This is a genomic window from Pseudomonas ficuserectae (assembly GCF_024584585.1).
In the GTDB taxonomy this organism is placed as follows: domain Bacteria; phylum Pseudomonadota; class Gammaproteobacteria; order Pseudomonadales; family Pseudomonadaceae; genus Aquipseudomonas; species Aquipseudomonas amygdali.
This window is the reverse complement of sequence record NZ_CP085684.1, coordinates 123,114-136,275: the sequence shown is the minus strand read 5'-3', so window position 1 is coordinate 136,275 and position 13,162 is coordinate 123,114. Positions and strand designations below refer to the sequence as shown.

8 protein-coding genes and 5 pseudogenes are annotated in these 13,162 nt (G+C 54.0%); 9 read left to right on the top strand and 4 right to left on the bottom strand.

All coding sequences use genetic code 11. The annotated features are described in order from the left end of the window. Nucleotides 1-248 precede the first annotated feature (248 nt). The 6 genes and pseudogenes from LJU29_RS00635 to LJU29_RS00610 all read left to right on the top strand — a co-directional run bounded on the left by LJU29_RS00635 (nt 249) and on the right by LJU29_RS00610 (nt 6,672). On the top strand, nt 249-3,647 hold the full coding sequence (locus tag LJU29_RS00635) for a toxin VasX (RefSeq protein WP_306459386.1): 3,399 nt from the start codon (nt 249-251) through the stop codon (nt 3,645-3,647). Continuing rightward, nucleotides 3,644-4,336, top strand: a complete 693-nt coding sequence (locus LJU29_RS00630; protein ID WP_005760386.1) for a hypothetical protein — start codon at nt 3,644-3,646, stop codon at nt 4,334-4,336. The genes LJU29_RS00635 and LJU29_RS00630 overlap by 4 nt, the downstream gene beginning before the upstream one ends. 1 nt (nt 4,337) lies before the next feature. After that, a pseudogene (locus tag LJU29_RS00625) lies at nt 4,338-4,794 on the top strand (hypothetical protein); the annotation flags it as partial. After that, nucleotides 4,791-4,886: pseudogene (locus LJU29_RS00620) on the top strand (permease); the annotation flags it as partial. The pseudogenes LJU29_RS00625 and LJU29_RS00620, both read left to right, overlap by 4 nt. A 57-nt stretch (nt 4,887-4,943) precedes the next feature. After that, entirely contained in the window at nt 4,944-5,924 is a 981-nt protein-coding gene (locus tag LJU29_RS00615) for an IS5-like element ISPsy2 family transposase (RefSeq protein WP_257112697.1), read from the top strand. A gap of 124 nt (nt 5,925-6,048) precedes the next feature. Beyond that, complete coding sequence (locus tag LJU29_RS00610) at nt 6,049-6,672, top strand: permease (RefSeq protein WP_371321926.1); 624 nt, start codon at nt 6,049-6,051, stop codon at nt 6,670-6,672. Between the two features lie 66 nt (nt 6,673-6,738). On the opposite strand, the gene LJU29_RS00605 is transcribed toward LJU29_RS00610, so the two are convergent. Both LJU29_RS00605 and LJU29_RS00600 read right to left on the bottom strand, forming a co-directional pair. Next, on the bottom strand, nt 6,739-7,356 hold the full coding sequence (locus tag LJU29_RS00605) for a hypothetical protein (RefSeq protein ID WP_005760380.1): 618 nt from the start codon (nt 7,354-7,356) through the stop codon (nt 6,739-6,741). 113 nt (nt 7,357-7,469) lie between these two features. Next, nucleotides 7,470-8,363 (bottom strand): annotated as a pseudogene (locus tag LJU29_RS00600) (acetylornithine deacetylase); the annotation flags it as partial. A gap of 56 nt (nt 8,364-8,419) precedes the next feature. Between LJU29_RS00600 and LJU29_RS00595 the strand changes: the two are divergent. Further along, a pseudogene (locus LJU29_RS00595) lies at nt 8,420-8,854 on the top strand (tyrosine-type recombinase/integrase); the annotation flags it as partial. 26 nt (nt 8,855-8,880) lie between these two features. Here LJU29_RS00595 and LJU29_RS00590 read toward each other — a convergent pair. Then, nucleotides 8,881-9,201 carry a hypothetical protein gene (locus LJU29_RS00590; RefSeq protein WP_004662327.1) on the bottom strand — a complete coding sequence of 107 codons (321 nt, stop codon included), beginning with the start codon at nt 9,199-9,201 and terminating at the stop codon, nt 8,881-8,883. 308 nt (nt 9,202-9,509) lie between these two features. On the opposite strand from LJU29_RS00590, the gene LJU29_RS00585 reads away from it, so the two are divergent. Further along, on the top strand, nt 9,510-10,490 hold the full coding sequence (locus LJU29_RS00585) for an IS5-like element ISPsy2 family transposase (RefSeq protein WP_054078085.1): 981 nt from the start codon (nt 9,510-9,512) through the stop codon (nt 10,488-10,490). Nucleotides 10,491-11,716: 1,226 nt separating this feature from the next. After that, on the top strand, nt 11,717-12,697 hold the full coding sequence (locus LJU29_RS00580; RefSeq protein WP_054078085.1) for an IS5-like element ISPsy2 family transposase: 981 nt from the start codon (nt 11,717-11,719) through the stop codon (nt 12,695-12,697). Nucleotides 12,698-12,887: 190 nt separating this feature from the next. Here LJU29_RS00580 and LJU29_RS00575 read toward each other — a convergent pair. Then, nucleotides 12,888-13,040 (bottom strand): annotated as a pseudogene (locus LJU29_RS00575) (ATP-binding protein); the annotation flags it as partial. Nucleotides 13,041-13,162 lie beyond the last annotated feature (122 nt).

Below are 13,162 nucleotides of genomic sequence, written 5' to 3'. Positions count from 1 at the left end.
CAAAGCCCCGGTGAAACAGGCAGCGCTTTATATTCAAAGCGCTGCAGCACACATGAACGAATTCGCACGTATGCGCAGAAGCTTGCGCGCTTTTTAGCGGTTTCTTGGTTGAAAATTGATCAACTACTTCGCGAAAAATCTTTATCTATCTGTTTTTATTAGATAAAAATCTTCTCGGCATGCATCTTGGAATGTACTTCTGCATACAACGGGCGAAATTGCCCGTTTCTGCGCAGAGAGTTTCCCGCATGACCGATAAACACGGCACACACCAGCAACGACGCGCCGCACTGTTCTCCAAGACTCCGGCGACGGCCACCAGCCTTTGTCCTTTCAGAGGACCGAACGTCGCCATCGTGCCGGTGCGCTACGCGCTGGATCGCTCCCGCTACGACGCCGCGCCGGAGCAGCTGAAACCATTGCCGAAACAGGGCAAATGGACGCTGATGCCGATACTGAAAACACGCAGCTACACTTTGCGCCAGCTGTACGACGGCTACGTCTATGTATTCGACGAAACGGCCGGGACGCTGCATGAATATGTCGCCTCAGCAAACAACGGCCATCTGAGCCGCATTGTCTGGACGGACGCGCAGATCGGCAGTGACCAGCGAAGCGGCGCCAGCGATGGCAAGCCCTTCCTGCTCTACCCGCGACGTCACCAACTGCACATCGCCTTTGCCCCGCAGCAATGGACGTGGCGAATTTGCGAGCACATGCGCTCCAGCGCCCCAAGCCGCGCGCTGTGGATGAAAGCGCTCGACCTGGCCAGCTACTGCATCACCATGGCCGAGCCGGACACCCTGCCATTGAACCGTATCGCCGAGGCGGTGGCGGACATCGACAAGGGCTATGTCACTGACGACGGCCGTTTCGCTGACTCGGCGATCCCCACTGCTCGCCCGCTGTCGGAAGACGACGAAAAAAATCCGTTATGGGCACCGCTGGGTGCTGACGTTTTGTGGCAAGGCAGCGTCGACAATCAGGACAGTTCCCTGCTCATCGCCCTTGATGACCCACTGGCCGTTTTCAACGATCTGGGCATGCAACTGGCCGCCGATCAGGCGGCTTTTCGCGGCTGGCAAGCCGAGCACGAACACAAGATCCAGATCGCCCAGACTGTCTCCGGACTGTGCGGTGCCGAGAGCGACCCGCTAAAACTGCCAGCGTCGGTGCGCGGCAATGCGGCTCGCACGCACCAGTACCTGAGCGAGGTCGAAGCGTACTTCGAGCAATGCATCCTTGAAGAAGCACAGATCAGCAGCAGCAACGTTCCCGGAGATTTTCTGCTGCTGCCGGACATGTTCAAGAGCCTGGACATGCGCAAATCGATCGAAGCGCGTTACGGCAGCGTCCCTACCGAAAAGGCCGCGCAGGCCTGGAAAGATTGCCACAAATGGCGGCGCGAAGTCGATCTGGCCAGCGCGCGTCAGTATCTTCAACAGCATCTGCCAAGCGGAGACGCACTGCTGCAGCAGGTGCGTGACACACAAAGTGATTTTCAGCTCTGGGCGACACATATCGGCACAGACCCGCTCAAGCTGTTTATCGATACCACCCGCCCAACACAACTGCTGTACCTGCAAACGATCATGCTCAACCTGCAGATCATTTACGCCCAGGACAGCGCGGCCACCACCTGGCTGGCCGAGCAGGAAGCCAACGCCACCACGCTGTTTGGCAGCTTGCGCTACGGCTTCTCACCCGCGCTCAAACAAGCACTGCACCAGGAGGCCGACGCGCTGCTGAACGGCCTTGGCGACGTAACCAACCTGGCTACACGTATTGGCGAACTCAATGGCGCCCTCAATCACCAGGGCTTTGCCGACAAGCCGTGGATGAAGGCGCTGAAGCAACCTGTTCAAGGTACCTTCAAGGCTCTCGGCGAACTGGCCAGAGGCGCAGGCAAGGCAACGCTCGAGAGTATCCTGCTGGCCTGGGTACCCATCGACAGCCGCATGGCCCTGGGCAAACAGCAGAACATCGTCGCATTGCTTCGCACCCTGTTGATCGGCCAGATTTTGCTTGATTCGAAGGCGCGTATTGCAGTCGATCAACAGGTATTCACCAAGCTCAAACAGTGGATACGCGAGTGGCAGGTCCTCAACAAGCAGATCAGCGATATCCGTCGCAGCTGGCTTTATCCAACCGCTTACAACACCCGCAAAAGCAACGCCAGCCACCTTCGCGTCCTCGAGGAAAAACTTCGTCTGCATGAATTGAGCATCCCCGCCCTGCTCGACTATCAGAACAACCAATACGCAAAGCAGTTGCAGGACGAGATTCGCCTGCACTTCCAGTCCGGCAAAACCATGGCGAAAGACTGGCAGACCACCGCCAAGCGCTGGATCGATGGGCTGGGAGGAATAGCCGGGGCAATCACTTGGGGCGTGATCATGCTCAACTTCATCAATACCGCGCTCACTTACCGGGACCTTACTCGGGATGGAGACTTCAGTGCCAAGGATATTGGCAAGGTTACCTATGGACTGGGGTATAGCTTCAACCTGTTGATGGCGGTGTTTGTTGAAGCACCGTGGGCGGTTATCAGTACGGCGAAGCCTGTGCTTATTGGTACGTACACAGTGGGTATTCTTGATCAATCGGCGGCTTATTGGAAAGCACGGGGTAATGCGGTTTGGGGGGATGCGATATTTGGGTTCAGGGTTTCGATGGTGGCGATGGGTGGGTTTGGGATTGTAGCGGCTGCGCTTGAACTATTTGATATCACAGATGATTTTTACACAGCGAAAACCTTAGAAGAAGAGTATGGGCTTCGTATAAAGTGGTCTTCTGTATTAATGATGGGATTTGGTTCTGCAGCCCAGTTATTCGCGGGGATTTTTCCCGCTAGTGCTTTTACGATTATCGCGATGAATCCATGGTTCAGCGTAGCTCTGTTCGCAACAGGCTTTATTTATCTCCTTGCTACGATGGCCCTGAATTATTTCAAGCAAGACAGTGTCGGCTGGTGGCTACGCAAGTGCTGTTGGTCAAAAACCATAGACTATCGCTACGCAGAGACAGCAAACGGTGAAAATGAAGAAATACAGGCATTACTGGAAATCCAGCTATCTCCTAAAATCCATGTAAAAAGCACCGTACATTATGAAGACCGTTACCTTGGCAAAGGTGATTACTACAGCGTAGCGGTACAAAATGGCGCAGGGATACAAGTGTGCTTGCCCAATCTGGTACGTGGTCAATCCGTACATTTCAACATTGTCAGTAGCAAGCGACCATGGGGAGTGCTGCCCGTAGAAAAAATAGACGGCACTCTGCATGAAGCTTTTCTAAACCGCGGGCAGTTCAGGAAAGCTGAACAGTTCGGGACGCTTGCCAACAAGCCTGCTGGCAAGGCAAGTGACGACTTCACCTACCCGTTGATGCCGCCCGAAAACGAAGACCTCATCTGGGAAACCTGGGTACCGCTCGACAAGGACGCAACGTACCTTGAGCTGCAAATCTGGTATCCGAACAATCTGATCAATCCTGGTCAAGACGATAGGGGCTATCTATTTCAGATGGAGCTGGGCACAAGAGGCGATACTGACATTGATGGTTTGGCTGCTGTGGAACTTGAAGTAAAAGCATCAAGCAGGACCGGAACGCTGACCCTGGAAGTTGCAGAGGGTACACCTGTATGACTCAGCAAGAAAAAGCCCCGGGGCTCCCAAAAGGCAAGGATGTTCTGAACTGGAAAATTAAAACCCTCGCAAGGTCACCTAAAGAGATCATGATCACGCAGCTTGGATTTACGGCCTTCTATTTAATGGCAAGCTCAGTTTTTATTTGGGTAGGCTGGGTAATGTTTTCAGACAGCCCGACTTCTCTGGTGTGCGTGATATTTGTACTTGGGGGCCACCTTGCCTATTTCGTAGGCCTGCTCATCCGCCAAAAAACCATCTATAACTACACCCTGAAAACCGACGGTGCCACAGTCGAGTTCTACCTCCACTATCCCGACTTCGCCTCCGCACTTTTCAAAGGCATCGCTATTTTCGTCATACTGGCATTCGTCCTCGTCGCCCTAATCACTGGGTCATTGCTGTTCCTGGTCGGTCCGGTGGCAATGGCTTTTGTCGCAGCCATCAAACTGCTGAACTGGGAAAACCCCGTCCACCATCGACAAACCGCCCCGTGGCATTTGCACGAATTTGTCACGGTTGATCACAAACGTCTGATGGTCATTATCCATTGCGACGATACAACCACCGGGTTCGCCGCGCGTTTTCCCAGCAAGGTGCTTATGGACAAGTATCTCGCGTTCCTGCGCAAGGCACTTCCAGCGAACGCTCAATACATCGAAAAAGCCACTAACTGGCATCAGGGTTGATGCCACTCTGCGCGGTCAATCTGTGCATTTCAACGTCATCAGCAACAAACGATCGTGGTGGGCTGCCGGTAGAAAAAATCGAGCGTCCAGTACATGAAGACTTTCTGGAAAGGGGACAATTCAGGAAGGCCGAACAGTTCGGAACGCTTACCAACAAGCCAGCTGGGAAGGCGAGTGAAGACTTCACCTACCCGTTGATGCCGCCCGAAAACGAAGACCTCATCTGGGAAACCTGGGTACCGCTCGACAAAGATGCAACCTATCTTGAGCTGCAAATCTGGTACCCCAGCAATCTGATACATCCTGGCGAGGAAGATCAAGGCTATCTGTTTCAGATGGAGCTTGGCACAAGAGGCGATACAGCTATCGATGGTTTGGCTGCTGTGGAGCTTGAAGTAAAGACATCAAGCAGTGTCGGCACGCTGACCCTAGAAGTAGCAGAGGGTACACCTGTATGAACCAGCAAGAAAAAGCCTTGTACCTGCCAAAAAACAAAGACGTTCTGAACTGGAAGATCAAAACACTTGCGAGATCGCCTAGGGAAACTCTGAAAAAGACTTCCTAATTTGGCAAAATCTCCGGACACCAGTCGCCGAGCTTTTCGATGATGAAACAGATGACCTTCGCCGACGCCGAGTATGCCGGCAAGCGCAAGCAGACCCGTAAGGAATTGTTCCTGATCGAGATGGATCAGGTGGTGCCCTGGAAAGGTTTGATTGCCCTGATTGAGCCCTATTATCCAAAAGGAGAAGGTGGCCGGCCCGCCTACCCACTGATGGCGATGCTGCGTGTTCATCTGATGCAGAACTGGTTCGGCTACAGCGATCCGGCGATGGAAGAAGCGCTGTATGAGACGACCATCCTGCGTCAGTTTTCAGGCCTGAGCCTGGAGCGAATTCCAGACGAAACCACCATTCTCAACTTCCGTCGTCTGCTGGAAAAGCACGAGTTGGCGACCGGGATTCTCGGCGTAATTAATGGTTATCTGGGCGACCGTGGCTTGTCGTTGCGTCAAGGCACCATCGTCGATGCCACGCTGATTCACGCGCCCAGTTCGACCAAGAACAAGGATGGCAAACGCGATCCTGAGATGCATCAAACCAAGAAAGGTAACCAGTACTATTTCGGCGCCAAGGCTCACATCGGCGCCGACGACGAGTCAGGCCTGGTGCACAGCGTGGTAGTAACAGCGGCCAATGTGGCAGACGTCACGCAGGTTGCCAAACTGCTGCACGGCGAGGAAAACGTAGTCTGCGCCGACGCAGGTTACACCGGGGTCGAGAAGCGCGAAGAACACGCTGGGCGCAAGGTCATTTGGCAGATTGCCGCCCGCCGCAGCACTTACAAAAAGCACGGAAAACGCAGTATTTTGTACAAGGCGATCCGCAAAATCGAGAAGGCCAAGGCCCAGGTTCGCGCCAAGGTCGAGCATCCGTTTCGGGTCATCAAACGCCAGTTTGGCTATGAAAAAGTGCGCTTTCGGGGCTTGGCCAAGAACACCGCGCAGATGGTGACGTTGTTCGCCCTGTCAAACCTGTGGATGGTCCGCCGACATTTGTTGGCGAGCGCAGGAGAGGTGCGCGTGTAATGCAGGAAATGGTTACCGCAAAAGGCTTTGCAGCGGCCGAAAGAGCTAAAAAGCGAAGATAATTGAGCAAATTTCGACATGCATCGTTTTTTGAAAAGTGCTGAGGACTCGGTAGCCGGAAAACATCCGGCTACTTCAGACCTTCCCTAGAGAAATGATGATAACTCAGTCCATATTCATTGCCGTCTACGTGATAGGAAGCACACTTTACATGTGGGGAGGCTGGATAATGTTCTCAGACAGTCTTTACTCATTAGTGGGCACCATACTCGCGTTTGCTGGAATTCTTGCGTATTTCATATGCCTGCTCATCCGTCAAAAAACCATCTACAACTACACCATAAAAACCAACTGCGCCCACCTGGAGTACTACCTCCATTACCCCGACTTCGCCTCGTCCTTCTTCAAGGGCATTGCCATAGCTGTCATCCTGATGTTCGTCTTCATGGCCGCACTCACCGGCTCACTGCTCTTCCTGATCGGTCCGGCAGCCATCGCCTGTGTCGCAGCCGTTAAGCTACTAAGCTGGGAAAACCCCATTCACCATGAACAAAGCCTGCCCTGGGTCGAGTACAACTTTGTCACGATTGACCGCAAACGCCTCATGATCATCACGCACCGCTCCGACATCACGCTCGGCTTCGAGGCCCGTTTTCAGAACGAGGTATTGTTCAACAAGTACCTGAACTTCCTACACACCGTACTACCCCCAACTGCGGAATTCACCGAAAAAGCCTGGAGGTGGTAGCCGCCTTTGCACCCCTCTTAACCGGGAGTGGGCCAAGTTCGCCAACGTGTCTGGTGATGCCTGCAATCAGCGTCCGGGCGCGGCCAAACGCGCATATTGGTCCTGACTGATCCATCCAGTGAACGAACGATCATCCGCATTGATGAACTCGACCTGAGCCGCGCCATCCTTGAATGCCAGAACCCCGACTACGTCATCCTTGACGATATAAGCGCCTCGGGTGGCTTTGGCATTCGGTGTTTTTTGCAGCCAGGCCTTGTCCGCGGTGACGGTCACCAGACCTACCCACTGCTTGCTGGCGGTCCGGGTCAGATCCATGCCGGTGGCGATGTCCGGTACCAACACGTTCATGCAGCCAGGGTGCTGCCGGCCTTGCTCTATCGTTAGAACCACGCCATCAGCCGAGGCCTTCAGTGTTCCTGGGTAGACGTCATCAAGCCAGGACGACACCGCTGCGCCCTTCCCGGCCTCGACCTTGCCTTGCAGATAGAATGCACAGCTGAATGCCTCGCCGCGCGTCTCCGAGTAATAACCCTCGACTTGATGATCAGGCGTCACGGCCAGCATCAACTGCTCGTATTTGCCGGAATGCAGTGCCGAGTCCTGAGCGAACGCCGAAGTGCCAACACACAGCAATAGAGTTGCGGCCAGGGACCAGCGAGTAAGGGGACGTTTGTCAGTCATGCTTCCATCCATAGAACGTTCGAATAGCCGGGAAGAGTGGCCAGTCCATGACTGGCGCGCCTAGTCGTTAGCGTATTTCGGCGCGCAACTGTATCACTGAAATCAGGGGCGATTCATGGCTGCGACGCGAACGCCAGTACACGTTTGAGCATCTCGTCACAGGCGTCAAGTTGCTCGACGCTGATGAACTCGTCCGGCTTGTGCCCCTGCTCCATGCTGCCCGGCCCGCAGACCACTGCCGGGATGCCTGACTGGTCGAACAACCCGCCTTCGGTTCCGAAGGCAACCGTGCCGAACGCCCGGGAGCCGCAAAAACCGGCAATCAATTCCGCCGCCTGGCTGTACAGGGGAATATCCAGCCCCGGATAGCTCGACAGTTCAGTGAACCGGATCTCGCTCCGGGCACTGACGGCCTGCATGGCCGGCAATAGTTTTTGCTCGGCGTATACGTGCATGGCAGTGACGATCTGCTGCGGGTCCAGGGTGGGGAGCGCACGCACTTCGAAATCGAAACGGCACTGTTCGGGCACGATGTTCAACGCCGTGCCGCCGCTGATCACGCCGGTCTGAATGGTCGAAAATGGCGGATCAAAGCGCTCGTCAAGGGCATCAGCTGCCCGTAACGCCTCGCCCAGGCGACCCAGCTCGCCGATCAACTGCGCCGCATATTCAATGGCGTTGACGCCACTGGGCGCGTGGGCCGAGTGGCAGGCAGCACCCTGTACATCGCAGCGCATCGCGACCTTGCCTTTGTGGCCCAGCACCGGCTGCAACTCCGTCGGCTCGCCGATCACACACAGCATCGGTTTCACCGGCCGCGACTGAAGCGATGCCAGTAACGAGCGTACGCCCAGGCAACCCACTTCCTCGTCGTAGGACAGCGCGATATGCACCGGCATGTGCAGCGATGCCTGGGTCAACGCCGGAACCAGCGCCAGCACGCAGGCAATGTAGCCTTTCATGTCCGCAGTGCCACGGCCGTAGAGTTTGCCATCCGCTTCGCTCAGTTCGATGGAGGAATTTTAGTCGCATTAATTTCGAAAACCTACAAAAAGAGCCGCAACTGAAGACCGGCGATCTGTAGGAGCGACGTGGCATCAAGCACCTGCGGGTGCATGGCAAAGGCAGCAAGACCCGCTTTCTGCACCTTTATCCATTGGCAGCTGAGCGCATTTATGCGTACCTGGAAAGGATGTTGAACGTGCTGCCGTGCCAGGTCCGCTTTTTCGCTCGATGCGTGGCACAACCACCGGCACCGGTGCCACTGCGAATGGTCTTTACACCATTGTTGCGCAGTGGGCACGCGTGGCAGGCATCGAGGTCGAGCGGTTGGGTGTGCATGGTCTGCGAGCAACGGCGGCGACCAATGCTCTGGAGCATGACACCGATATCGAAGGTGCAGATGTGGCTGGGGTACGCGAACATCAGTACCACCCGCCTCTACGACCGGCGCGGCCAGCGGCCTGAGGATTCAACGACCGTCAAAGCAAAAGACTGACTCACTGCCTGTATAAATTAACAGATTTAATTGGCGGGCTTGACCGATACCAGCTCCACGTACCTGTATTTCTTGCGTGCAATCTTCATTGCATCTACTTCAGCCTGAAGGCGGCTGAGCGTATCGGCTTCGTGTGTGATCAACTCCGTCGTGCCTTCATACTCGTTACCTACACGTAACATTACCACGAGCTTTGGTACGAAATTCCTGGCCATCTTTCGCTTGGCGGCGGCTTTCGCAGATTGGTTGTTGCCTGTATTTGGATGAGCTTGTGGAGCGGCTAAGCGCACTGTTGGCCCGCCCGAGCCAAACAATGCTTGACGCATTTCTTCTTCGGTCATGGTCATTCTTTTCCTGGCGGCAGTTGGTGTCGGTCATTTAGCCATAGGTCGTGGACGTAAAGTTCGTCTGTTTAGGCATCTGGTAGACCTTCTGAGGCTGCTGGATGGTTTGTTAAGCATTTAGCTCCTCCCGCGTGGACTCATTTTCCACCAAAAAACGATGCTGTGATCACTGCGCCGATTAAGGTTGCAGGTACGACAATGAAGAGTCCAATGATGCCAAGGCCAAAGTCATCTGCCAGCTTAGGGAAACTCTGAAAAAGACTTCCTAATTTGGCAAAATCTCCGGACACCAGTCGCCGAGCTTTTCGATGATGAAACAGATGACCTTCGCCGACGCCGAGTATGCCGGCAAGCGCAAGCAGACCCGTAAGGAATTGTTCCTGATCGAGATGGATCAGGTGGTGCCCTGGAAAGGTTTGATTGCCCTGATTGAGCCCTATTATCCAAAAGGAGAAGGTGGCCGGCCCGCCTACCCACTGATGGCGATGCTGCGTGTTCATCTGATGCAGAACTGGTTCGGCTACAGCGATCCGGCGATGGAAGAAGCGCTGTATGAGACGACCATCCTGCGTCAGTTTTCAGGCCTGAGCCTGGAGCGAATTCCAGACGAAACCACCATTCTCAACTTCCGTCGTCTGCTGGAAAAGCACGAGTTGGCGACCGGGATTCTCGGCGTAATTAATGGTTATCTGGGCGACCGTGGCTTGTCGTTGCGTCAAGGCACCATCGTCGATGCCACGCTGATTCACGCGCCCAGTTCGACCAAGAACAAGGATGGCAAACGCGATCCTGAGATGCATCAAACCAAGAAAGGTAACCAGTACTATTTCGGCGCCAAGGCTCACATCGGCGCCGACGACGAGTCAGGCCTGGTGCACAGCGTGGTAGTAACAGCGGCCAATGTGGCAGACGTCACGCAGGTTGCCAAACTGCTGCACGGCGAGGAAAACGTAGTCTGCGCCGACGCAGGTTACACCGGGGTCGAGAAGCGCGAAGAACACGCTGGGCGCAAGGTCATTTGGCAGATTGCCGCCCGCCGCAGCACTTACAAAAAGCACGGAAAACGCAGTATTTTGTACAAGGCGATCCGCAAAATCGAGAAGGCCAAGGCCCAGGTTCGCGCCAAGGTCGAGCATCCGTTTCGGGTCATCAAACGCCAGTTTGGCTATGAAAAAGTGCGCTTTCGGGGCTTGGCCAAGAACACCGCGCAGATGGTGACGTTGTTCGCCCTGTCAAACCTGTGGATGGCCCGTCGACATTTGTTGGCGAGCGCAGGAGAGGTGCGCGTGTAATGCAGGAAATGGTTACCGCAAAAGGCTTTGCAGCGGCCGAAAGAGCTAAAAAGCGAAGATAATTGAGCAAATTTCGACATGCATCGTTTTTTGAAAAGTGCTGAGGACTCGGTAGCCGGAAAACATCCGGCTACTTCAGACCTTCCTTAGCTCTTGATTTCGCTCCCATGCTTGCCATTTTAAACATCACTGCCGCTTCGCCGAGCAACCAGTAGATTGGATGGGAGTGCGATGAAAAAGACCAACGTTTTAATCGCAGCGCGCTTAATTATTCCTCTTTTCCTACCTATTGTCGGTCACACCAGATGCGACCAGTAAGTTCGCGTCCGTGGTACCGCGTGGTAACTGAAGTAACCGCTTACCGTACTTTTGAGCCATTGCCCTTGAACCCGGATAACCCCGCATGTATCGAGCGACCCAGCAAGCCTCCACCGTGATATAGACTGCATACCGCCAGTGTTTCTTGGACATCGAGATGCAACTCACTCAGCGACACCTGATTGAAGATTTTACTCGTTGCAATGGAACTGAAAAAGAGCGGCGAACCATCTACTCTTCTATAGGTAAACTTAATAACCCGTATCAACGGACTGTCCTGCTCTGCTTTATCTACGTTTTGAGGCACTATGAATATCAATAACTTTACCAAGGTAATTAAATCGTTGGCCGAAGACCTGCGGTTACCCGCTCCGCCCCAGACAGGTACTCAGTTTTAGTTAATCACGGACTCGGGATTAAACTTGGTACTTGATTTGGTTGTTCCTGACACGCTACTGATCTCTTTCTCGCAAAACTGTTTGCAAAAAGGCACTACGGAATTTTTATGGAATATCCTGCAAGGAAATTTAATCGACGACCAACATCGTGCAATAATTAATTCAGACTCATATACGAATAATTTAATTATTTCTTGGATGGCAATTGGACTGTCAGATAACGATCGCCACGCTGTCTTGTCCCATGCAGAGAGATTTGTTGGCTACGTCGAGTATCTGTATCGTTGGGTAAGAAACTTCATAAGTAATCCAGTAGTCAGTACTCGTGAAGACCTCGTTAAGATAATTGCATCTGAAGGGGTGTCTCGTATAACTAAGATGGTGTAGACAAAATAAATTAAGCTTTCACTCTCTTGCCTGAATAGCCTTCAAGTCATGCCTAAGGAAACTCTGAAAAAGACTTCCTAATTTGGCAAAATCTCCGGACACCAGTCGCCGAGCTTTTCGATGATGAAACAGATGACCTTCGCCGACGCCGAGTATGCCGGCAAGCGCAAGCAGACCCGTAAGGAATTGTTCCTGATCGAGATGGATCAGGTGGTGCCCTGGAAAGGTTTGATTGCCCTGATTGAGCCCTATTATCCAAAAGGAGAAGGTGGCCGGCCCGCCTACCCACTGATGGCGATGCTGCGTGTTCATCTGATGCAGAACTGGTTCGGCTACAGCGATCCGGCGATGGAAGAAGCGCTGTATGAGACGACCATCCTGCGTCAGTTTTCAGGCCTGAGCCTGGAGCGAATTCCAGACGAAACCACCATTCTCAACTTCCGTCGTCTGCTGGAAAAGCACGAGTTGGCGACCGGGATTCTCGGCGTAATTAATGGTTATCTGGGCGACCGTGGCTTGTCGTTGCGTCAAGGCACCATCGTCGATGCCACGCTGATTCACGCGCCCAGTTCGACCAAGAACAAGGATGGCAAACGCGATCCTGAGATGCATCAAACCAAGAAAGGTAACCAGTACTATTTCGGCGCCAAGGCTCACATCGGCGCCGACGACGAGTCAGGCCTGGTGCACAGCGTGGTAGTAACAGCGGCCAATGTGGCAGACGTCACGCAGGTTGCCAAACTGCTGCACGGCGAGGAAAACGTAGTCTGCGCCGACGCAGGTTACACCGGGGTCGAGAAGCGCGAAGAACACGCTGGGCGCAAGGTCATTTGGCAGATTGCCGCCCGCCGCAGCACTTACAAAAAGCATGGAAAACGCAGTATTTTGTACAAGGCGATCCGCAAAATCGAGAAGGCCAAGGCCCAGGTTCGCGCCAAGGTCGAGCATCCGTTTCGGGTCATCAAACGCCAGTTTGGCTATGAAAAAGTGCGCTTTCGGGGCTTGGCCAAGAACACCGCGCAGATGGTGACGTTGTTCGCCCTGTCAAACCTGTGGATGGCCCGCCGACATTTGTTGGCGAGCGCAGGAGAGGTGCGCGTGTAATGCAGGAAATTGTTACCGCAAAAGGCTTTGCAGCGGCCGAAAGAGCTAAAAAGCGAAGATAATTGAGCAAATTTCGACATGCATCGTTTTTTGAAAAGTGCTGAGGACTCGGTAGCCGGAAAACATCCGGCTACTTCAGACCTTCCCTAAAGGCCATCGCTATGGGCACTGCTTGCCTAACACTGTCCATAGTGGTGATGACCACGCTGGTGTGTTCGTACAGCTTGGACAGCAGGTGAAATAGCAGTGCGCCACCGCTTTGGCATAAAGGCAAATACCCCAGTTCATCAAGTATCACCAGATATGTGCGAAGCAGTCCCTGGGCGATTCGCCCTGCCTTGCCAAAGAGAACACGCCGGAGTGGTGGTCAGGCCGGACTCGTTTGCGACATTTTGATGACGGTCGTGGGAACCGATCTGGCTGCACAGCCACTCAGTTACTGTCGTTTATTACCGCAACGAAGAA